21 protein-coding genes are annotated in these 21,366 nt (G+C 65.5%); 9 read left to right on the top strand and 12 right to left on the bottom strand.

All coding sequences use genetic code 11. The features are described from left to right. Positions 1-15: 15 nt before the first annotated feature. A complete protein-coding gene (locus BM228_RS22960) occupies positions 16-1,596 on the top strand; it encodes an ABC transporter substrate-binding protein (RefSeq protein ID WP_092044250.1) in 1,581 nt (526 codons plus the stop codon). Positions 1,597-1,838: 242 nt separating this feature from the next. Here the strand turns inward: BM228_RS22960 and BM228_RS22955 are convergent, their stop codons facing one another. The 7 genes from BM228_RS22955 to BM228_RS22925 all read right to left on the bottom strand — a co-directional run bounded on the left by BM228_RS22955 (position 1,839) and on the right by BM228_RS22925 (position 9,489). Further along, positions 1,839-2,603 carry an ABC transporter permease gene (locus BM228_RS22955; protein ID WP_092044248.1) on the bottom strand — a complete coding sequence of 255 codons (765 nt, stop codon included), beginning with the start codon at positions 2,601-2,603 and terminating at the stop codon, positions 1,839-1,841. A 10-nt stretch (positions 2,604-2,613) separates the two neighbouring features. After that, a complete protein-coding gene (locus BM228_RS22950) occupies positions 2,614-3,426 on the bottom strand; it encodes an ABC transporter permease (protein WP_092044247.1) in 813 nt (270 codons plus the stop codon). Between the two features lie 13 nt (positions 3,427-3,439). Further along, entirely contained in the window at positions 3,440-4,522 is a 1,083-nt protein-coding gene (locus tag BM228_RS22945; protein WP_244537274.1) for an ABC transporter substrate-binding protein, read from the bottom strand. A 33-nt stretch (positions 4,523-4,555) separates the two neighbouring features. After that, positions 4,556-5,632 (bottom strand): ABC transporter substrate-binding protein, encoded by a 1,077-nt coding sequence (locus BM228_RS22940; RefSeq protein WP_092044246.1) that lies wholly within the window; start codon positions 5,630-5,632, stop codon positions 4,556-4,558. A gap of 5 nt (positions 5,633-5,637) precedes the next feature. Beyond that, positions 5,638-6,993 (bottom strand): LLM class flavin-dependent oxidoreductase, encoded by a 1,356-nt coding sequence (locus tag BM228_RS22935; RefSeq protein ID WP_092044244.1) that lies wholly within the window; start codon positions 6,991-6,993, stop codon positions 5,638-5,640. Positions 6,994-7,024: 31 nt separating this feature from the next. After that, positions 7,025-7,867, bottom strand: coding sequence for an ABC transporter ATP-binding protein (locus BM228_RS22930; protein WP_092044243.1), 843 nt, complete (start codon positions 7,865-7,867; stop codon positions 7,025-7,027). Positions 7,868-8,307: 440 nt separating this feature from the next. After that, positions 8,308-9,489, bottom strand: coding sequence for an LLM class flavin-dependent oxidoreductase (locus tag BM228_RS22925; RefSeq protein ID WP_425284984.1), 1,182 nt, complete (start codon positions 9,487-9,489; stop codon positions 8,308-8,310). An 835-nt stretch (positions 9,490-10,324) separates the two neighbouring features. Between BM228_RS22925 and BM228_RS22920 the strand changes: the two genes are divergently transcribed. After that, positions 10,325-11,524, top strand: coding sequence for a tyrosine-type recombinase/integrase (locus BM228_RS22920; protein WP_092044240.1), 1,200 nt, complete (start codon positions 10,325-10,327; stop codon positions 11,522-11,524). A 540-nt stretch (positions 11,525-12,064) separates the two neighbouring features. Here the strand turns inward: BM228_RS22920 and BM228_RS22915 are convergent. The 4 genes from BM228_RS22915 to BM228_RS22900 form a co-directional block, all read right to left on the bottom strand. After that, positions 12,065-12,247 (bottom strand): hypothetical protein, encoded by a 183-nt coding sequence (locus BM228_RS22915; RefSeq protein ID WP_092044238.1) that lies wholly within the window; start codon positions 12,245-12,247, stop codon positions 12,065-12,067. Positions 12,248-12,450: 203 nt separating this feature from the next. Further along, positions 12,451-12,669, bottom strand: coding sequence for a hypothetical protein (locus BM228_RS22910; protein WP_092044237.1), 219 nt, complete (start codon positions 12,667-12,669; stop codon positions 12,451-12,453). 121 nt (positions 12,670-12,790) lie between these two features. Continuing rightward, the gene (locus tag BM228_RS22905; protein ID WP_244537273.1) at positions 12,791-13,528 is read right to left on the bottom strand and encodes an LrgB family protein; all 738 of its coding nucleotides are present in this window, start codon (positions 13,526-13,528) and stop codon (positions 12,791-12,793) included. Then, positions 13,494-13,886 carry a CidA/LrgA family protein gene (locus tag BM228_RS22900; protein ID WP_092044234.1) on the bottom strand — a complete coding sequence of 131 codons (393 nt, stop codon included), beginning with the start codon at positions 13,884-13,886 and terminating at the stop codon, positions 13,494-13,496. Before BM228_RS22900 ends, BM228_RS22905 begins: the two co-directional genes overlap by 35 nt. A 73-nt stretch (positions 13,887-13,959) precedes the next feature. Between BM228_RS22900 and BM228_RS34795 the strand changes: the two genes are divergently transcribed. Both BM228_RS34795 and BM228_RS22890 read left to right on the top strand, forming a co-directional pair. Further along, entirely contained in the window at positions 13,960-14,112 is a 153-nt protein-coding gene (locus BM228_RS34795) for a hypothetical protein (RefSeq protein WP_167367796.1), read from the top strand. A gap of 157 nt (positions 14,113-14,269) precedes the next feature. Continuing rightward, positions 14,270-15,430, top strand: a complete 1,161-nt coding sequence (locus BM228_RS22890; RefSeq protein WP_092044231.1) for a helix-turn-helix transcriptional regulator — start codon at positions 14,270-14,272, stop codon at positions 15,428-15,430. 27 nt (positions 15,431-15,457) lie between these two features. Here the strand turns inward: BM228_RS22890 and BM228_RS22885 are convergent, their stop codons facing one another. Continuing rightward, positions 15,458-15,964, bottom strand: a complete 507-nt coding sequence (locus tag BM228_RS22885) for an SRPBCC family protein (protein WP_092044230.1) — start codon at positions 15,962-15,964, stop codon at positions 15,458-15,460. Positions 15,965-16,483: 519 nt separating this feature from the next. On the opposite strand from BM228_RS22885, the gene BM228_RS22880 reads away from it, so the two are divergent. From BM228_RS22880 to BM228_RS22860, 5 genes are all read left to right on the top strand, one after another. Next, a complete protein-coding gene (locus tag BM228_RS22880; protein WP_092044228.1) occupies positions 16,484-17,452 on the top strand; it encodes an AraC family transcriptional regulator in 969 nt (322 codons plus the stop codon). A 182-nt stretch (positions 17,453-17,634) separates the two neighbouring features. Beyond that, entirely contained in the window at positions 17,635-18,738 is a 1,104-nt protein-coding gene (locus BM228_RS22875) for a catalase family protein (RefSeq protein ID WP_092044227.1), read from the top strand. Between the two features lie 416 nt (positions 18,739-19,154). Further along, entirely contained in the window at positions 19,155-19,391 is a 237-nt protein-coding gene (locus tag BM228_RS22870) for a hypothetical protein (RefSeq protein WP_092044225.1), read from the top strand. Between the two features lie 135 nt (positions 19,392-19,526). Then, positions 19,527-20,345, top strand: a complete 819-nt coding sequence (locus BM228_RS22865) for a cytochrome b/b6 domain-containing protein (RefSeq protein WP_092044300.1) — start codon at positions 19,527-19,529, stop codon at positions 20,343-20,345. Beyond that, the gene (locus BM228_RS22860; RefSeq protein WP_092044224.1) at positions 20,342-21,265 is read left to right on the top strand and encodes a molybdopterin-dependent oxidoreductase; all 924 of its coding nucleotides are present in this window, start codon (positions 20,342-20,344) and stop codon (positions 21,263-21,265) included. Before BM228_RS22865 ends, BM228_RS22860 begins: the two co-directional genes overlap by 4 nt. Positions 21,266-21,366 lie beyond the last annotated feature (101 nt).

The raw sequence follows: 21,366 nt of genomic DNA, 5'->3' as shown, positions 1-21,366 counted from the left end.
ACGCGACGCCGGGCGATGCTGATCGGTGCCGCGGGCCTGATCGGCGGCGATGTGGGCCTGGGCTCCGCGACGGCGCGCGCCGACCCGATCCCGAAGCGGGGCGGCACGCTCAGACTCGTCCTCGCGACGGAGTCGGCCAACCTCGTTCCGATCGACAACACCTTCGGCACGACCGGGGTGATCGGACCGAAGGTCAACGAGGGGCTTCTCACCTACGACGCGGCCTTCAGGCCCGTCCCCCAGTTGGCATCGGCCTGGAGCGAGGCGGAGGACGGCCTGAGCATCACCTTCCAGTTGAGGCCGGCGGTAAAATGGCACGACGGGCGGGATTTCACGGCCGCCGACGTCGCCTTCTCGATCCTGACGCTCAAGGCGGTCCACCCGCGTGGCCGGGCGACTTTCGCCAACGTGCAGGATGTCGAGACGCCGAACCCGCACACGGCGATTCTCAGGCTCTCGCGTCCGGCCCCCTACCTGCTGCGCGCCTTCGCGGCGAGCGAGTCGCCGATCGTACCCAAGCACCTCTACGAAGGGCGCGACATTGGCAGCAATCCGGCGAATGCAGCCCCGATCGGCACGGGGCCCTTCGTGTTCAAGGAGTGGGTCAAGGGCAGTCACGTCATTCTCGACCGCAACCCGGACTACTGGGATGCCCCAAAGCCCTATCTCGACCGGATCATCGTGCGCTTCATCCCCGACGCGAACGCACGCGCAGCGGCCCTGGCCGCCGGGGAGATCGACCTCGGCGGTGATACACCCGTGCCGCGCTCGGACATCGCGTCCCTCTCCGCCCACCCGGCTCTGGAGATCACGTCGGACGGCTACGCCTACCTCGGCAATCACAGCCAGCTCGTCCTCAACCTCGACAATCCGATCCTGGCGAAGCGGGCGGTCCGGCAGGCGATCGCGCACGCGATCGATCTGCGCGCGGTGCTCAACGTCGCCTGGTACGGCCAGGGCGTCATCGCGCCGAGCCCGATCAGCCCGGCTCTGAAGGAATTCCACAACCCCGCCGTCAAAGCCTATCCCTTCGACCCGAAGCGGGCGGCCAGCCTGCTCGACGAAGCGGGGCATCCCATCCGGAACGGTCGGCGCTTCGGCGTGCGGATCCTCCACAATCCCTTTTCCGAGGGTAACGGCCGCGTTGCCGCCTATCTGCGGCAAGCCCTTGCGCCCCTCGGTATCGAGGCCACAGTGCAGAATCTCGACTTCGCGGGGTTCGTGAAGGCCGTCTACACCGATCGCGCCTTCGACTTCGATGTCGACAACCTCTCGAACACATTCGATCCGACCCTCGGCGTCCAGCGCGTCTACTGGTCGAAGAACTTCAAGCCGGGACTCGGCTTCTCCAACGGCAGCCATTACGCCAACGCCGAGGTGGACGCGCTTCTGGAGCAGGCGGCGGTCGAGAACGATCCGGCCAAGCGGCGCGCCGCCTTCTTCCGCTTCCAGGAGATCGCCCAGGAGGATCTACCGGTGATCAATCTGATCGCCTACGACGCCTATACCGTAGCGCGGAAGCACGTCCGCAATCACACCGTCACGATCGACGGCGTGCGCAGCAATTTTGCCGACGTGTACCTCGACCGTAATTGACGCTCGGGATGGGCCGTAGCGCCTGCGGGGGCCCCTTCAGCCGCCCGACCGCGTGCAGCGCGGCCGCCTCGCGGGAAGCCCGCGCGGGACGGTGCCGTTCTGCGCCAGGAGAGAGGCCGCGGGAGGGCAGGGGACAAACCCCATCCCGCGTCGAGGACTCGGGCATTGAAAGGCATGGCGGGCGCGCAGCACATGCGGCGCTCGCTTAAGCCCAACCGGTGTCCCCTTCGGCGGCGCGCGCTCTAGGCCCCCCGCCAGCGCAGCACGCGCGCCTCGACCGCAGCGGCACCCTGGTTGAGCGCGAAGCCGACGCAGCCCAGGATCACGACGCCGAGCATCACGAGGTCCATCTGGAAGCGCTCCCGCCCCGCGATGATGAGACCGCCGATGCCGGGCCCCACCGTCATGAAATACTCGGCCGCCACCGTGGCGAGCCACGCGTAGATCAGGGCCAAGTGAACGCCGGTCAGGATCGCGGGGGCGGCCGAGGGCAGGAAGATGCGCCGCACGATCTGCCAGCGCGAAAACCGCAATGCGCGACCGACCTCGACGAGCTGGACCGAGGCGCTGCGCACGCCCTCATGGGTGTTCAAGGCGACCGGGATGAAGGCTGCGAGGGCGACGAAGACGATCTTCGCGGTCTCGGCAAAGCCGAACCAGACCGAGATGATCGGGATCCAGGCGAGGACCGCGACCTGTTTGGCGGCGTGGAAGATCGGGCCGAGCAGCCGCTCGGCGCCGCGGGAGACGCCCAGCAGCGTACCGAATCCGAGCCCGAGCACCGTGCCGATGGCGAAGCCCACGAGGTCGCGCGCGAGGCTTGCGGCCAGATCGCCGAGCAGGCGGCCCTCCGTCGCCTCGCGCCACGCCGTGCCGGCGAGGCGTTCGAGGGGCGGCAGGAAGCGCGGATCGACCAGCCCGGCATGGCTCGCGACCTCCCAGACGACGAGGAGCAGCACGGGGAGCGTGAGGCCGCGCCGGATCTGGGTGGCGGTCGTACGGGACATGACGATCTCGCTAAGCGTCGATCCGCCATGCCTGAAGCCGCGTTTCAGCGGCGGCGAGCATCGCGTCCATCACGTAGCCGACGAGTCCGATGATCAGCATCGCGGCCAGCATCGTATCGAGCCAGAACATTTGTCGGCTCCAGACCAGCAGGTAGCCGAGCCCCTCGGCCGAGGCGAGCAACTCCACCGCGACGAGGGCCGTCCAGGCCTTGGTCAGGCTGTAGCGCACGCCCGTGAAGATCGGCGGCAACGCGCCCGGGAGAACGAGCCGGCGCAGGGATTGCCACCGCGTGAGGCGAAGCACGGCGGCCACCTCCTTGTAGCTCACCGGGATGTTCCGGATGCCGGCGGCGGTATTGACCACCATCGGGAAGAACGCCGCCTTGGCGATAACGACGATCTTCAGGGTCTCGCCGATGCCGAGGAACAGCATCAGGAGCGGGATCCAGCCGATCGTGGGCACCTGCGCCACGGCGGTGAACAGCGGCCTGACGTAATCCTCGACCGGGCGCGACAGCCCGATGGCGATCCCGAGCAGCAGGCCGAGCCCCGCTCCCACCGCGAAGCCCGCTGCGACGCGGATCGCGCTGATCCCCGCATGCTGCGCGAGCTCGCCGCTCGCGGCCATGTCACACAGGTTCTGCCAGACGAAGCTTGGCGCGGGCAGGATCTGTTCGGGCAACCACCCCTGGGCCGAGGCAAGCGCCCAGACGAGCACGAGCGTGAGCGGCACGAGAAGGCCGAGCGCCGCGTGCCGCAAGCGAATGCGGAGCGCCGCGGTGAAATCGCCCGACCTGGGCGGTGCGAAGGCGAGGAGGCTCATCGGCGCCTCTATCTCACGAGCCCAGCGGCTTGCCGTCCGGTCCGAAGCGCTCCCAGTAGCGTTCGAGACCGAGTTCCCGCACCGCCTGATCGACGTAGCGCGGCTCGAACCATCCGGTGACGTCCACGTCGCGCCGGATCAGACCGAACGCCTTGGCCTGCTTGGCCTGCACCCGGTATTGCTCGACGAAGAACGGGTCGACGATCGGCGCATTGCGGTAGCGCAAGTCCTGATCGGCCAAGTCGTAGCGGAACACGGAAGCCGGTGTGCCGGACTTCGCCCACACCGCGATCAACGCGTCTCGATTCGTCTCGTCCGACGACCAGCGTGCGGCCTCCACCAGCGCCTTCACGACCTTGGCGACGAGATCGGGATGAGCGCGTTCGAACGCCTCCGTGACCAGCAATGCACATTGCCGCTCCAGGCCGCGATCATCACCCTTGGTAGAGTAGACGATCGCGGCTTTCTTCTGCTCGGCAAGTGAGATCAGAGGAAAGTTGCCGAAGGCGGCCTCGATGTCGCGGCTCGCCAGCGCCGCATTGGTCGTGGCCGTGTCCATGTTGAGGACTTGGAGATCCCGCTCGGTCAGCCCGTTCGCGGCGAGGATCTTGACCACGGCGAGGTGGTTGTTGGTGCCGCGGAAGATCGAGACCTTGCGGCCGCGCAGATCCTTCACGCCCTTGATGCTCGACCCTTCCGCGACCGCGAGGTAGGTCGGCGCATGGGCGCCAGTCGCCGCGAGGATCTTGGTTTTCAGTCCACTCGCCCGACCGATGATCGAAGGCAGGTCACCCTGAAGGGCGAAGTCGAGCTGGCCGTTGGCGATCGCCTCGTTCACGGCCGGGCCGGCGCCCTTGAAGAAGTACCATTCGACCTTGACGTCCGGATCGGCCTGGAGCGCCCGCTGCACGTATCCCTCGGCATGGGCGACCGCGAGCGTGTCTCCGCCCGCGAAGGGGCGGTTGTCGACGCCGATCGAGGCAAAGCCGATCCGGATCGTCAAGGGTTCGGCGCGCGCCAGCGAGGGGACAGCGAGCGCGAAGGCTGCCAGGAGCGCGGCGAGGATGATGCGCCAGGAGGATCGTGCTGCGATCACGTCGGAATCCTTGCGGAGGGAGGAGCGTCGGGATCAGGAATTGCCGCGGGGCTTCCCGTCCGCGGCGTAGCGGATCCAGGCCTTCTCCAGACCGAGATCCTTGAGGGCGGCATTGAGGTATTTCGGCTCGAACCAGCCGGTGACGTCGACCGGCCGGCGCACCAGGCCCAGCGCCTTCACCTGCGCGGCCTTGTAGCGGTAGCTCTCGACCAGGAGGTCGTCGATGAGCGGCGACAGGCGATAGGCCAGCGCCTGCTCTTCGTAATCCGCCCGGAACACGTCGATGGGGGTCCCCGACTTCGCCCAGATGGCGAAAACCGCCTCTCGGTTCTCCTCGCGTGACGACCAGGCCAGGGCCTTCAGCGTGCCGCGGACCAGCTTCGCCACCAGATCGGGATGCGCGGCCTCGAAGGCCGCCGCGACGAGGAGATGGCTGCTCGCGGTCGTCGCCGGATCGCCCTTCGTGCTGAAGGCGACCTTGGCGAGCCCCTGCTCCACCAGCCGCAGCAGGATCGACTTGCCGAAGGCGGCGTCCACGTCGCCCGAGGCGATGGCCGCGAGGGCGGTGGCGTCGTCCATATTGAAGAACCGGATGTCCCGCGCGTCGATCCCGTGCTGCGAGAGGGCGCGGTCCGTCGTCAGGTGGGTCGAGGTGCCCCGGAACTGCGCGACGCGCCGCCCCCGAACGTCACCGATCGCGGCGATGCCGGAATCCGGGCGCGCGACGAGGTAGAGGTTGTCGCGCGGGCTCGTGGCCATGAGGATCCGCGTCTGCAGGCCGGCCGCGCGCGCCGTGAGGGATGGCAGGTCGCCCATGAAGGCGAAGTCGAGCTGGCCGGAGGCCAGGGCCTCGTTCACCGCCGGCCCGGCCCCCTTGAAGAAGGACCATTCGACCGTGACCGCCGGATCGTCCGCGAACGCGCGCTCGATGTAGCGCTCGCTCGCGATCACCCCGACCGGGCCGCTCACGAAGCGGCCGCCTTCCGCGGCGGGACCGGCATAGCCGATGCGGATCGTCACCCGCTCCGCGGCGACCGAGATCGATACCGGGCCCAGCAGCGCCGCAACGCCGAGCGCGAGCGCCACGATCCGACGAAGCACGCGCGGCATCGCCGTCACTCCGCCGCCTGGAGCGGGACCGCCGTCCGCGCCCGATGGGCGGGGAACGGCAGCCCGAGATTCTCGCGCAGGGTTCGGCCCTCATAGTCGGTCCGGAACAGGCCGCGACGGCGCAGCTCGGGGATCACGAGGGCGATGAAATCCCCGAGGCCGCCCGGCAGGAAGGGCGCCATCACGTTGAAGCCGTCGGCGCCGCCTTTCCGGAAGCGCTCCTCCAGCCGATCGACGATCTGCTCGGCGGTGCCGACGAGCTGCCAATGGCCGCGCGCGCCAGCGATCTTCAGGTAGAGTTCGCGGATCGTCAGCTTCTCGCGCCGGGCGAGGTCGATCAGCAGCTTCTGCCGGCTCTTCGGACCGTTGGTCTCCGGCAGGTCCGGAAGGGGCCCGTCGAGGGGATAGCCGGTCAGGTCGAAGCCGCCGAGCGTCGACGACAGCAGCGCCAGCCCCACGACCGGGTGGATCCGCGATTGCAGCGCTTCGAACGTCTCCTGCGCCTCCGCCTCCGTCCGCCCCACGACCGGGAAGATCCCCGGCATGATCTTGATGTGGTCGGGGTCGCGCCCGTAAGTCTCGGCCCGGCTCTTGAGGTCGGCATAGAAGGCTTGCGCGTCCGCCAGGGTCTGCTGGGCCGTGAACACGACCTCCGCGGTCTCGGCCGCGAGGTCCACGCCCGCCGCCGAGGAGCCGGCCTGGACGATCACCGGGTGGCCCTGCGGCGAGCGGGGCACGTTGAGCGGGCCGCGCACCTTGAAGTAGCGGCCCCGATGGTCGAGCACGTGATGCTTCTGCGGGTCGAAGAACAGGCCGCTGTCCTGGTCGCGCAGGAAGGCATCGTCCTCCCAGGTGTTCCAGAGCCCGGTCGTCACCGCGACGAACTCGCGGGCCCGGGCATAGCGATCCGCGTGGGCGTAATGCGTGTCGAGGTTGAAGTTCAACGCCTCCGAATCGGAGGACGAGGTCACGACGTTCCAGCCGGCACGGCCGCCGCTGATGAGGTCGAGCGAGGCGAATTTGCGGGCGAGGTGGAAGGGCTCGTTGAAGCTCGTGCTCGCCGTGGCGATGAGGCCGATCCGCTGCGTCACCGTGGCGAGGGCCGAGAGAAGCGTCAGCGGTTCGAAGCTCGCCGCCCGCGAGTTGTGGCTCAGGGCCTGGAGCCCGCGCTCGCGCACACCGTTCGAATCCGCCAGGAAGAGGGCATCGAACTTCGCCGCCTCCGCGAGCTTCGCCAGATTGAGGAAGTGATCGAGGCTCACGGAGGCGTCGGGGCGCACCTTCGGGTGGCGCCAGGCCGCGACGTGGTGGCCGTCCGTCATCAGGAACGCGCCGAGCTTCATCTGGCGGTCTTGGGGCATGATGCGGTCGCCTGCCGTTCGGGAGTGCGGTTCAGGCCGCGCCCTGGAGGGCGATCGCGGCGGCTGGCTGACGCAGGGGCTCATCCGGCGCATCGAGCCGGCGAGGCTCCGGCCGGCCCCAGCTGCCGGCATCGAGCGCGGCGAGCACCGCCTCCCGCTTGTGCAGGAGAGCTGCTGCTGTGCGGCTGCGCGGCCGCGGCTCGTCCACAGGGACGATGCGGGTGATCCGTCCGGGCCTGGGCGCCATCACGACGACGCGATCGCCGAGGTAGACGGCTTCGTCCACATCGTGGGTCACGAGCACCGCCGTGATGCCCTCGCGGGCGACGATGCCCTGGAGCTCCTCCTGGAGATGGGCCCGGGTGAAGGCGTCCAGCGCCCCGAAGGGCTCGTCGAGCAGGAGGACGCCCGGACGGTTCACGAGACCGCGGGCGATGGCGGCGCGTTGCGCCATGCCCCCCGACAATTGGCGGGGATAGGCGTTCTCGAAGCCGGTGAGGCCGACGAGGGCGATGTGGTCGCTGACCGCCGCGCGCTTCGCGTCGCGGCTCAGCCCCGCATTCTCAAGCCCCAGCGCCACGTTCGCCTCGACCGTGAGCCAGGGAAACAGCCGCGGCTCCTGGAAGACGAGCCCCCGCGCGAGGCTCGGCCCCCGGATCGTCTGGCCGTCATGGACCGCCTCGCCGGCATGGTCGGTCTCCAGCCCCGCAATGATGCGCAGCAGCGTGGATTTCCCGCAGCCGCTCGCGCCTACGATGGTGATGAACTCGCCGGGCGTGACCGTGAGGTCGATGCCATCGAGCGCCGGAAGCAGGCGCCCATCGACCGTAAAGGTCTTGGCGATGCCCTTCAGGCCGAGCTCTCCATGGGCCATGCGACGATCCTCGATTGTTTAGAGGAGGCTCACTCGGCCACCGGGTCTGCCACCGACGGCCGCATCTGTGATCGGGCCGCAGCTCTCGCTGCTGCAGGAACCCGGTTGGCAAGAAGACGTGCGCGTTCTCACGGCCAAGACCCTGGATCCCAAGACTTGAAAGTGCGACATTCGCAAAATTCAAAGATATTTATGGCGTACCAATGCGTAAAAAACTGCTATATACAAAGAAATTGTCGTAAAAATCCTGATTGCACAGCCTGATCACTATATATTTTGCAATGCAAGACTGTGCGTTTGGTGACCACCTGTCAACGGAATGAATTTTTAATTTACGCGATTATTACGATAAACCGTCCTCTCCGCACGTGGTTTAGGAGGATGTTCCGAGCTTCATGACCACCAGCCGCTGCGGCCCTTCTTGAGCGCTGAGGAGCGCGTCAGTTGCGCAGGCCCGCCTGCTTCATCAGCGGGAGCACCTCGGAGCCGAAGATCTCGAGATCCTCCTTGAAATCGAAGAAGCTGAGCTGAAGCCCATCGATGCCGGCTTTCCTCAGCCCCACGAAGTGCTCGACGATCTGCTCGGGCGTGCCGACGAGATAGATGTTGCCGCCGATCTGCCCGTAAGGATCATTGCGGCCCTCCCGCCCCTTCCAGGCATGGGCGTCGCTCTCGAAGCTCCTGAAGCCCTTCGGGCTGCGCGTGTCGGCCCGGGCGACGATCCGGTCCGCGAGGTCCCAGGCTTCTTTCTCGGTGGGCCGGGCGATGACGAGCGGATTGATCAAGGTCCGCACCGCGCGCCCGACTTGGCGGGCGCTGCGCTTCACCTTGTCCGTATGGGCAGGCAGCGCCTCCAGCGTGGACTGGATGTCGGAGCCCGCCGGGCTCGTGATGAAGACGATGTCGGAATAGCGCCCGGCAAACGCGATTCCGGCGTCCGAGCCCGTGGCGTTGACCAGGATGGGCCGGCCGTAATGCGGCTTCGGGGACACGTAGCCGCCCCGCATCCGCCAGCTCGACTGGCCTTCGAACGAGAAATTCTCTTCGTCCTGCCAGAGGCGCTGCAGCACCTCGACGAACTCGGCGGCCAGTTCGTAGCGGCGGTCGTGCTCGATCCGGTCCCAGCCGAACATCTCATGCTCCACCGCGCGGTGGCCGGTCACGACGTTGATACCCCAGCGGCCCTTGGAGATGTGGTCGAGCGTCGCCCCGAACTTGGCGAGATGCAGGGGGTGCCAGGGTCCGTAGAGGACATGCATCGTCGAGATCAGCAGGATGCGCTTCGTCAGCGCGACGAGCGCGGCGATGGTGGTGAAGCTGTCCAGCGCCTGCCCGTTGAAGACGCCGCCATAGCCGCCCTTCGGCAGCCATTGGCTCAAGGCGAAGACGAGATCGAAGCCGAGCTCCTCGGCGCGCAGGACGAGGTCGCGATTGTAGTCGAAGCGCCAGTCCGTCGAGCGCTCCAGCGTCGAGTTCGTCCAGCCGCCGGCCTGGATCGGCAGGAAGAGGCCGAGCAGGATCGGCTGCTCGCGCAACACGCGCGACAGCGGGCTCTCGGGAAAATCAGTCGGTGCGGCGAACCGATCGAGGCCGACCAGAGAGCCGGGGGCATGAGAGAGCACCACTGCAGCATCCTCTTGGGACTGTTCACGGGTAAACCGTCCCACGTCTCAATGAGCACGATGGGACGACAGGCTCGCCCGCACGAAAACCTGACAGGCTGACGAGGCTTCAGCGCGCCATCCGATGCCGGCTCTCGATGAGTGCACACAGCCCACAGCCGCGGGCAGCTTATGCCAGAGCTTTTGTCCACCCAACCGGGCTCATGGTGATGCAAAGCAGTTGATCGAACAAGGGAATTTATACTTTGAGTATGATAAGCGTCAGAGAATTATCTCCACGAAATCGGACGATAAGCGAACGGAAATCCCGCCTTAAAAACTCATTCGGGACAAGCCTGCGCTCGAAGTCCAGTTCGCTACTGCGCGTAATCTGCCATCAGCACGGTGGTTTATCGCCGAATTTGGTGAGCTGGGCAGCCTGAACATGGCGGCTTGGGTATGGACGGGATGGAATCGCGGATCCGTGTGTGACCGACCTCGCTCTGTCCTCTGCCCGCCTGTCGCCCCCATCACCCGGGCGGGGCCCAACAGTCTCAACGTCACGTCGAAAGTCAGCGCAACCGGGCCATTCCCCAGCCTGCCGAACGCTGCGCGCGGCGGCCCGTCGCCGCTACACACGCAAACAATGAAGCTAGGGGCTTGAATGTGCTGGCGCGCCCTACGGGAATCGAACCCGTGTTTTCGCCGTGAAAGTGCGAAGTCGATCGTCCAAATCCGTCCAATCCCGTCCAGATAAGCCATTGATGCAGAATGTTTTATCTCGGATTTTGGTGTTGGCTTGTCCAATCCGGCGTGCCATCATCCAACCACGTCGACGGGACACTGACGGGACACCATGGCTCGCAACGCGCGCGCACCGAAGCTCGAAACTCGAACCAGTCGGTTGCGTCTGCAGGTAGCCAAAAAGCCCGTTTTCGCCCGCATCGCGCCGGGAGTTTCGCTCGGCTACCGCCGTAATGAGACCGCTGGAACTTGGGTACTGCGGGTAGCCGACGGGAAGGGCGGCTCCTGGACTAAGCGGATCGGTCTGGCCGACGACTTCAGTGAGAGCAACGGTCAAAGCGTGCTCACCTTCTGGGAGGCACAGCAGCTCGCGAAAACCTTGGCAGGCGGCGAGAAAGGGGAGGGGGCGCAGCAGGCGCCACTCACCGTCGAGATCGCCGCTCGAACCTACCTAGCGAGCCTTGAAGCCCGGAACCGGCGCACGGCCTACGATGCCCGTCTGCGCTTGGAACGGCTCTTTCTGCCACGCTTTGGCTCGAGCCGGATCGAGGATCTCACACGCCGCCAGCTCGAAGCATGGCGCGATGGCTTAGTGCGGACGGGCGGCGACGCTGAGCAATGCCGCCGCAGCCAGGACACCGCTAACCGGGTGCTCAGCATCGTCAAGGCGATGCTCAACCACGCGTTGGGGGATCCGACGAATGGTTTGACGAACGATAGCGCCTGGCGGCTCGTTCGACCGTTCCAACGAGTCGGCCGGCCTCGCGAGGTGCACTTCACGCCCACGGAGGTGCTGCGCCTACTCGATGGATGTGAAGACGCCGGTTTTCGTGACCTGCTGACAGCAGGATTCCTGACAGGCGCGCGCTACGGGGAGCTTGCAGCCTGTCAAGTCCGGCACTTCGATGCGGAGGACGCAACTCTGTACGTGCCGCGAGGTAAGACAGGAGCTCGCATCATCATACTACAGCCCGAAGCAACGACGTTCTTCGCACGGCTGGTTGGCGGGCGTGAGAAAGACGCGCCGCTTCTGCCGCGCGCTGACGGAGACGCGTGGGGTGCAAGTCACCAAGTGCGGCCGATGAAGCGAGCGCTACTGGCTGCGAAGCTTGATCCGTCTGGCACGTTCTACGCGTTGCGACACTCGTACATCTCACGTGCTATCGAGGCGGGGATACCGCTGAACGTAGTCGCCGAGAACTGCGGAACGAGCGTGAGGATGATCGAGACCACCTACGCCAAGGTGCTGGCCGCGAAGCGGCGAGAGTTTATCGCGAACGGCGCACCTCGTTTGTTCGCTGACGCGGCTTGAGCTTAAAAAATCAGATTGGGAGCCTCGGATCCCGACTTCTCTAACATGCAATTGATTTCGGCGAGAAACCGCGGTGGCAAGCGATTAGAAGCTGGATCGTCCTCTTCCTTAACGATGCATTGCTAAATCGTCCGGCCCCGTTTTCCAGCCTCTAAAACTGGATTTTTCTGCGCGTCCGGGAAAGACTGGGGGTGCCCCCAACCTCACGTTTGGTTTCGGAGGATCTTCGCAATTTCTTGGACGCCCTCAGCCGCTCCAAGGCAGACGTTGGTTTACTGAACGCCACGCTTGCTTACACAACGCTATAGGACAAACTCGAGCATTGCTCGCGTGGGAGCGTGATTGAGGATTTTGATGCCGATCCGCATCAATGTTGAAAGCGGACGTTCTGCTTTGCGCCCATTCCAGCCACTCAGAGCCTGATAGCTCATCCTCTAAAGCAGACATCGGCCGCACAGCGTGCCTCGGTGGGGGCGGCCCTCGCTAGCACTCCGGCAGCGAACCGTCTCAACCGGCGCGGGACCGGCTCTTGATGCACGGTCAGTCGGATCGATCGTTGTCAGGCAGAGCCTGCAGCACATCGTCGTCAGGGCACCCGAGATCATGACGCTCAAGGCTGGACGTGGCTTGTGCACATTCCGCCGTCAGCGTCGTCGAGGCCTCTTCAGCTTGAGACGCCAGGGAGACGGTCAGGAGTACAGCCGTAAGAATGGCGAAGCGCATTGGCGCCTCCTGATAGATCACCGGAAAAGCGGCAGGCCCGTACCGAGCAGCCCGAGACCGCAGACGATTAGGCCGCCCGCCAAACTCTCAAGGACGAGACGAGTATTGGGCCGCCGCACGGCTTCGGTTGCCAGAACGACGCCGCCGCAGAGTGCAAACAGGCTTAGACAGCAAGCCATCTCGACCTCTCTCAATGCCGACGTTCAGGCGGCGTTGAAGGTGGTGATGCCGTCCAGGCTCATCGCGTCGTCGGGCGCGCAGGCCAGAGAAGCGCCGAGCAGGACGAGCGCAGCCGCCACGATCGCCGTGACAGCGAGAACTCTCGACACGGCAGCGGCGTGTGCGCGTGCCGCGTGGATCACTGCACAGCCCAGCGCGAAGGCGCAGACCTGTGCGGCGGGTGCGATTAGGCTCGTGGTCATTCCAGGCGTTCCAGTCGCCGAACGGTCACGCGAGGATTGGCCAAGGGCCGTGGCGACGGGAACGGACGGGAACCGGCGCCAGCTCTATCAGGATGGCCCAAGCACCAAGGATCGTGCGCCATCACAGTCCCCTCATGGCAAGAGGCAGGAGAACGCCGGTCAAAACGCCGTTCAGGCTCATGCCGAGACCGGAGAACGCACCAGCCACTTCGCTGATCTGCAGCGCCCGCGCGGTGCTGATCCCGTGCCCCGCGATGCCGATCGCCAGACCCGTGATGCGGTCGTCGTCTACGCGCAACCAGCGCTGGATCGCCGGACCGGCTATGGCGCCGGTGATGCCCGTACTGATCACCAGGACCGCAGTGAGGGCCGGTACGCCGCCGATCGCCTCCGAGATCCCGACCGCGACGCCGGTGGTCACGCTCTTAGGCGCCAGCGATAGCAGCGTGATCTTGGTCGCACCGAGCGCCCAGGCGATGCCGACGGCGCTCAGGATGCCGGTGGGTAGGCCGACAAGCAGAGCCGCCGCGATCAGCCCCCTGGACGCCCGGATCAGCGGTGTTTGCCGGTACAGCGGCACCGCCAACAGCACGACGGTCGGCGCGAGCAGGAATTGAATGAACCCTACACCGCGCAGATACGTCGCGTAGGAGGTGCCGGTGACGTTCAGTGCGATGACCACCAACACGATGGCGATCAGCGTCGGGTTCAAGAAGGGATTGTTTCCACTCCAGCGGGCGAGGCGCGTCGCCGACAGGAAAGCGAGCACGGTGACGCCAACCTCCAGGATCGGCTGCTCAGGTAAGCTGGCCCAGGCGTGGACATCAGGCACGGAGTTGTCCCTCCGCGCGAGTGCCAACTTCCGCTCGCGTACCCCGCCTTGTCCAGGCGCGGGCGAGTACCAGCGCCGCGACCGTCGCGAGCAAGGTCACGGTCGTGCCGCCGACGATAGCTGCGACGATGGGCAGGAGTTCAGCCTGCAGTACGTCAGCGTGGGCGATGACACCGACACCGGCGGGCACGAAGAGAAGGCCGAAGAGCGCGAGCATGCGATCGGCTAGCCGGCCGAGATCGTCAGGTAGGCTCCGGTGCCAGAGCAGGTCGAGATAGAGCAGTACCAGCCCTATCACCGGCCCGGGCACGGGGACGAGACCAAGCCGTGTCAGGACCTCGCCCAGTCCCAACCAGACGATCACGCGTGCGATAGCCTCGAGCATGGGGCTAGAGCCGTCGGGCGATCAGTTCTGGATCGTGCAGTGGGCGACGTCGCCCGTCGGCAGGAACTCGCAGATGGTGATCGTGTCGATCCGCGACGGCGACGAGGCGCTCGACGCAACGCTGGTCGGTGGCGATACGAGCATGGTCGCCACGAAGGCGCAGGCTGCGAAGGCGAAACCGGCGATAAAGAGCGTCACGATCCGCATGGCCTATCTCCATCTGTGATTGGGGCTCCAGTAGCCGGACGACCAGCCCCACTCGCGAGTGGATCAGCATTCGCGGCCCTATGCCTCCCCCAAAACGGGGAGACGCAATCATTCATTCGATTGTGAATTGTTTTCGTTGAAAAAATAACTTTCCATGCGGCCATCGATCACGTCGAATGCTGCTTTCGAAAGCGGTATTCGTTTTTGAACTGCACAACCGATGGGCAATTGCGATGGAAGCGGCTAATTTATCGCGTTTGATAGAGGCGATCTACGACTGCGCGATCGATCCCGCCCTCTGGCCTAGCACGCTGGAGCAGATCGCGGTCGCCCATAACAGCATGGCTGGGACGCTCAACGTCATGGACTTCGTCACGGGCGCCGAGCGGACGCTCGTGCACGTCGGTATCTCTGATCACTACCAAGCGCTCTACCGTGATCGTTACCAGGGCTGCGACGTGTTCGCTCACAGCCTCCTCCTGTGCCCAGTTGATCAGCCAGCGACGTCGGAGGAGCTCGCGGCCGAGGACGAGCTGTTACAGAGCCGCATCTACCGAGAGTGGGCCGTCCCTCAAGGCTTCCGCTACGTGCTGCTGACCGCGCTTATCAAGAACCACGCACGCTTGGCGTTCATCGGCGTCACTCGCGGCGAGGCGGACGGCCCTTACGACGCCGAGGAACAGGCCCGCATGGCCTTGCTGGCGCCCCACGTGCGCCGGGCGATCACCATCGCTGACCTGATCGATCACAAGGGCCTTGAGCGCGACGATCTCGCAGCCACACTGGACGCGCTGACGACCGCCGCGTTGGTACTCGGTGCGGACGGCCGCCTTGTTCATAGCAATGCAGCCGGAGAGGCCAATCTGGCGCGTGGGGATTTGCTGCTCTCACGCGCTGGCATCATCGAGCCATGGGACCGAACTGTGTCACCCGCATTCCGCGCCATGCTTGCCGCGGAAGCGGGCGGAACCATCACTTTGGCGAGGCGTGGTGGAGGCAGCGCGGTTGTATCCGCTCTTCCGCTTCGCAGCGGTCGCCGTCGAAGTGCCGCGTCTGGGCAAGCACGAGTTGCCTTGTTCGTGCAGGACAACCCTTGCGGTCCGCACGCGATCGAGTTGCTTGGGCGAGCTTACGGCCTCACTGGGGCTGAGCTGCGTGTTCTACTCGGGCTAGCAGACGATGCCACGCCAGCTGACATCGCCAAGCGTTACGGCATCGCCCCCTCGACAGTGCGCACCCATCTAAAGAGCCTATTCGCCAAGACGGGCGCCAAACGGCAGAAGGATCTGGTCAAGCTGCTGATGTCCACGCCGCCCGTCGCAGCCAAGCCTTTGTGAATTGGTCTATCACAGGATCAAGCTCGACTATCGGGTCACCTCACGGGCGACATCAGCGAGGCCGCTCCTGAACAAGTCCTCGATGCGCGCTACCGCTCCTTCGTCGCAAGCGTCGTTCAAGCGAAACGTGGCTCGCCACACCACGACCGTTCCCTGCCCCATGGGGGTTACAGTGAGCGACGCGCGGTACTGCTTCACGGGCCATGGGCTTCGCACCAAGGTGTAGCTGTACGTCATCGCGTCCTCGTCGCGGTCGAGCTGCACCTCAACGACAGTGCCGATGTCGCGCAGGTCGATACTGCGAACAATCTGACCTTCATCATGGAACAGGGCGCAGGCCCGGGCTTGCCTATGCCAGCGTCGGATATCGCAAAACTCGCCGATGACTGCCCACACGGCCGCGGGAGAGCCAGAGATGGTACGGGTTTGTGACACCTCCAGAACTGGGTTCCCCGACGCGCCGAGCAGCGTCATGGTGGCTAAGAACGCGAACGGCACGCAGCGCGCAGCGAGCGCGGAAATCAGCAAGCTCATTGGATCACCCGTCCGCTCGGTGCAGCTGAGTTCAGCTTTGCATAGGCAGCCTCAGCATGAAGGACCACTGTCCCCTGCGGCCTCCCTTAAACGGGGGAGCAATCCAGGTTCCGTCCATCGGCCGGTCACGTTTCATCATTTCTGCTGTCGCGGCTCAGCCATCGAGGGCCATGCGTTTGGCCATCTCCTTCGTCACCGCGCGGCGAGACACGTCTGCTTTTAGCGAGCTTCGTTCGCGGTCGAGGCGACCGAATCGGGCCGATAGGAGGCCGTCCGCTTTTCCGGCGGCCTATCTCGGAAGCAGATCGACGGCTTTCGGCCAGCATCTGTCGCCGCGAACCACTCGCCTGAATGTCTCGGATGGGTGGATTGCCGTCAGTCCGCTTTGGGGCGGCGATCCATGGAAGCGGACATCGTCGTCGGGCCGGATAAGGGTCGAAAGCAGCGTATCAGCTTCACCGCCCCCGTCTGCTCGAAATCACTGGGGCTTGCGACCTCGATGACGCATAGTCTGCCACCATGGAAGCCGATCTTCTCGACCGCCTTCTCGTCACGCTCGCGGTGCGGCTGCGCTCGTTCTCCGTCTGCACGATACAGCGCGGGTGGCGCCTGGGGTTCAGTCCGTTCGAGGCGATCACCGTCCATTACGTGCTGCGTGGAACCGGGAGCCTCCGGGTCGGGCACGGACCGTGGCGGTCCTTCGCGCCGCACACTATCATCGTCGTGCCGGCACGACATTCGCACAGCCTTGGCGCTGCCGAGGATTGCATCGGTGAGGTCCGCGCCGAGGATCACTGCGTCCTTCACGGTGACGGGTTGATCTCCTTCACGGCGGGTGACGGCAGCCCCGACGCGCTTTTCGTGTGCGGCCAGATCGCCGACACCCACACCGGTGCGATGGGTCTGTTCGAGTTGTTCCAAGCCCCCATGGTGGAGACCTTTCCCTCGGATCCGGTGCTACGTTACGCCTTCGAGCTCATGCTCGCCGAGGTCGTGAGCCCCAATCTTGCGACACAGGCGATGACGGAGGTGCTGATGAAGCAGTGTCTCATCCTCCTCCTGCGCCGGCAACTGGTGGCGAGTGACTTCACATCCCCGATCCTGGCGGCATTGCAGAACCCGAAGCTCGCCCGCGCCGTCCTGGCGATCCTCGAACAGCCGGGTGCGCGTTACTCCGTCGACAGCTTGGCGGCCCTCGCGGGCATGGGCCGGACCAGCTTCGCGGAAGGGTTCGCCGCAGCCTTCGGGCAAGGCCCGATGGAGTTCGTCCAGAGGGTTCGCCTCCGCATCGCCTCCCGTCTCCTCAGCGGCACCGACTTGCCGGTGAAGGTCATCGCCGCAACCGTGGGCTACGCGAGCCGGAGCGCGTTCAGCAAGGCGTTCGAGGTGGAGTTCGGGGCCGCGCCGAGCCAATTTCGTCTGGTGGGCGGAATGGACGAAGGCGAGCCGGAGCGCATTGAGAGCGAGCCTCCCACAGAACCGACCTGATCCCGTCAAGACGTCGAGTGGCCCCGTCCCGGTGCTCCATCGTTCGGATCAGGTCCGCGAGCGTTCGACGAGATCGAGCCCCTGGAACCGTCGAAGTCGCATTGTCTTGGCAACGTTCAGTGGGCGTCGACAAACGGTGACCGGTCCTCGGTTTGCCATTGGTCCCGCCCCGAGGAATTATCATGGTCGACGCGAGTGCCTTCTACCTTCGCTACAGCCCAGACATCGAAACCGTCGCCGACGATGAGGCTGAGACGGCGCAGGGCCTGATGGAGACGATGCGCTCGGTCAGCGAAAAGACCCTGGCGGACGGCGGCCACGCGATCCGCAGCGTCCACGCCAAGAGCCACGGCTTCCTTGAGGGCGAGCTTGAAGTGGCCTCGGGGCTTCCGCCCATGCTGGCACAGGGCCTGTTTTCAAAACCGGCGACCTATCCCGTGATCATGCGCCTCTCGACCCTGCCTGGCGACATCCTCGACGACAGCGTCTCGACACCCCGCGGCCTTGCCGTGAAGATCATTGGCGTCGAGGGCGAGCGGTTGGAAGGCTCCGAAGGGGACGTCACCCAGGACCTCGTGCTGGTCAACGGACCCGCCTTCGGCGCGCCGACACCGAAAGCCTTCCTCGCTACCCTGAAGCTGCTCGCGGCTACGACCGACAAGGTGCAGGGCTTCAAGAAGGTCGTATCGGGTGCGATGCGTGGCGTGCAGGATCTTATCGTCTCCACCACCGGTGCGCCCAACGCCACCGTCGCGACGATGGGCGGCCAGCCCGAGACCCACATCCTCGGCGAGACCTTCTACAGTCAGGTTCCCGTGCGCTTCGGCGATTACGTCGCCAAGTTGTGCGTGGCGCCGGTCGCGCCCGAACTGACGGCCTTGACCGACAAAGCCTTGCAGGCGGACGGAGGCCCGAACGCCATACGGGAGGCGGTCGTCGAGTTCTTCCGTGCGAGTGGGGGGCTCTGGGAGGTCAGGGCGCAGCTATGCACCGGCCTAGACGATATGCCGGTCGAGAACGCCGCCACGGTCTGGCCCGAGAGCGAGAGTCTGTACCAGACCGTGGCGCGGATCCGGGTGAAGCCGCAGACGGCCTGGAGCGAGGCCCGGTCGAGCGCGGTCGACGACGGCCTGTCGTTCAGCCCCTGGCACGGGCTCGCCGCGCACCGGCCCCTCGGCGGCATCATGCGCTCACGCAAGCAAGCCTACGAGATGGGCAAGCGCTTCCGCGCCAAGAGGAACGGCAGCACCATCTTGGAGCCGCGTGAGGCAATCACCCTGCCGTAGTGCGCAATAGGGCGCACTGATCCTGGTACGAAGCGCAAAAGGCCAGGGTGGACGGTGCCACGCGACGGGTGATCCTGATGCGACGATGCCGGTTCGACGTGCGCCGGCCCGACGGAGATCATGCTTTTGATCTCCGTCGGATCCGCGGAAATCTACCGCCGCTTGCATGACCTCGAAAGGTCCGATCCGGGCGGCGCGGTGAGCCCGAAACTTATCGACGACCGATCCCGTAGCAGTGAGCGACGAGAGTTCGTTCCCGTCGTTCCCGTGCTCGAAGCCTTGGTTTCAGCATGCGATGAATATTGTCAAATTATAATAAAAACGAAAAGATGATCTCTTCTGATGCGGAACAATAGGAGAATGATATTGTTGCCCTGAAGGTGGAACAAGAAATTCACCTCCGCAGGAGATATCCTATGAAGAAGCTCACGCTAGCCCTGACCGCGCTGACCGCCCTGGGCGGCATCGCCCTCGCGGCCGGTTCCGCCACCGCCGCACCGATGTCCGTCAACGGCCTTCAGTCCGAGAGCGGCGTCACCCAGGTCCGCATGATGCATGGTGACCGGATGATGATGAAGAAGCGCATGATGCGGAAGCAAATGATGAAGCGCCGCATGATGAAGAAGCGGATGATGATGAACCGCGGCATGTGATCGCCGACGCTTCCGGAGGCCCCCGTGACGGGGGCCTCCACCCTGCACGACCGACATGCCCAGGGAGACCGTTTGCCCCGCACCTACCTGACGCGCTCCGCGCCCGACACGGGCGAGGTCGAGCGCCGCCGATGGATGTTCCGGCACCCGGTCGTGATCCGCGTCACCCACTGGGTCAACGCGATCTGCCTCCTGGTGCTGCTAATGAGCGGCCTTCAGATCTTCAACGCCCACCCGGCCCTGTACTGGGGCAAGATCTCGACCTTCGATACGCCGCTGATGGGGATGTCCTCCACAGAGGACGATCCGCCCAAGGGCGTCACGACGGTCCTCGGGCATTCCTTCGATACCACCGGGTATCTCGGCTCATCCACCGGTGGCGACGGCGAGGCGGCCGACCGCGGCTTCCCTAGCTGGGCAACGCTTCCGAGCGACCAGGACCTCACCGGCGGTCGCTCCTGGCACTTCTTCTTCGCCTGGGCCTTCGTCCTGAACGGCCTAGCCTACCTGCTCTACGGGCTGGTCAGCGGGCAGCTCCGGTTCCGCGTGATCCCGTCACGCGACCAGATCCGTCACTTCGGGGCGTCGATCCGGGAGCACCTGACGCTGCGTTTCCCGCAGGGGGACGAGGCCAAGCGCTACAACGTCATCCAGAAGCTCACCTACCTCGTGGTCCTGTTCGTGCTCCTGCCGGTTCAGGTCCTCGCCGGCCTCGCGATGTCGCCAGCGATGGACGCGGCCTTCCCATTCCTGCTGACGCTGTTCGACGGGCGCCAGTCGGCCCGCACGGTGCACTTCGTCGTTGCGGCCCTGCTGGTCCTGTTCGTGGTCGTGCACGTCGCCCTGGTCCTGCTGTCGGGCTTCTGGAACAACATGCGCGGCATGCTCACCGGTTGGTTCGTGATCGAGCGCAAGGTCGAGCCGGCACCCGTCACCGGGGAGACCCGGGCATGAGCCGCCTTCCGAGCCGACGGGCCCTCCTGACGGGGGCTTCCGCCGCGGGCGCGGCGGCCGTGCTCGGCGGGTGCGACCGCCTGGGCAATGCGGAGTGGTTCCGGCGCACCCTCAAGACCGGCGAGGACGCCAACCTGTTCGTCCAGCGCCTGCTGCTCACCGACCGGACGCTAGCGCCGGAATACGCCGAGGCCGACGTCTCGCCGTGGTTCAAGCCGAACGGCACCGAGGACCCGCCGGACAGGGACTACAAGGCGCTCGCGAAGGGCAGGTTCGCCAAGTACCACCTGCAGGTGGACGGCCTCGTGGAGGCGCCATTCAGGCTGTCCCTGGCCGAGCTCCGCAAGCTTCCCGCCCGGACCCAGGTCACCCGGCACGATTGCGTCGAGGGTTGGAGCGCCATCGGCAAGTGGACCGGGGTGCCGCTCTCCGACCTCCTGTCCCGGGCCAAGCTCAAGCCCGAGGGACGCTTCGTGGTGTTCCACTGCGCCGACACCATGGACCAGGGCAATGCACTTGAAGGCGGGGGAGACGGTGAGGAGACCGACGACGCTCCCGCCGGCAATGCCAACCCGGCCATGACCAAGCAGTCGGGTGGCGGGGAGAGCAGAAAGGATTCCGGCGGCCAACAGGCGTCGGAGGACACCGCGGCCAGCGGCGGATCGCCGGTTCGGTACTATGAGAGCATCGATCTCGTGGACGCGTTCCACCCGCAGACGATCCTCGCCTACGACATGAACGGCAAGGCACTCCCGGTCTCGAACGGCGCCCCGCTGCGGCTGCGCGTGGAACGCAACCTCGGTTACAAGCAGGCGAAGTACGTGATGCGCATCGAGGTGGTCGAGAGCTTCGCCCATCTGGGCGATGGCAAGGGCGGCTACTGGGAGGACCAGGGCTACGCCTGGTACGCCGGCATATGAGTTGACGCGGACCTGACGTCCACGTCTCCGCGAGCGTAGAGAGCGCAGCTCTCTCGTGGCGAACCTCGGTAGGGTCTTTCCCGTGACATCCGGCCCTTGCA

Source organism: Methylobacterium pseudosasicola (assembly GCF_900114535.1).
Lineage (GTDB): Bacteria > Pseudomonadota > Alphaproteobacteria > Rhizobiales > Beijerinckiaceae > Methylobacterium > Methylobacterium pseudosasicola.
This window is presented reverse-complemented; position numbering and strand designations above follow the sequence as displayed.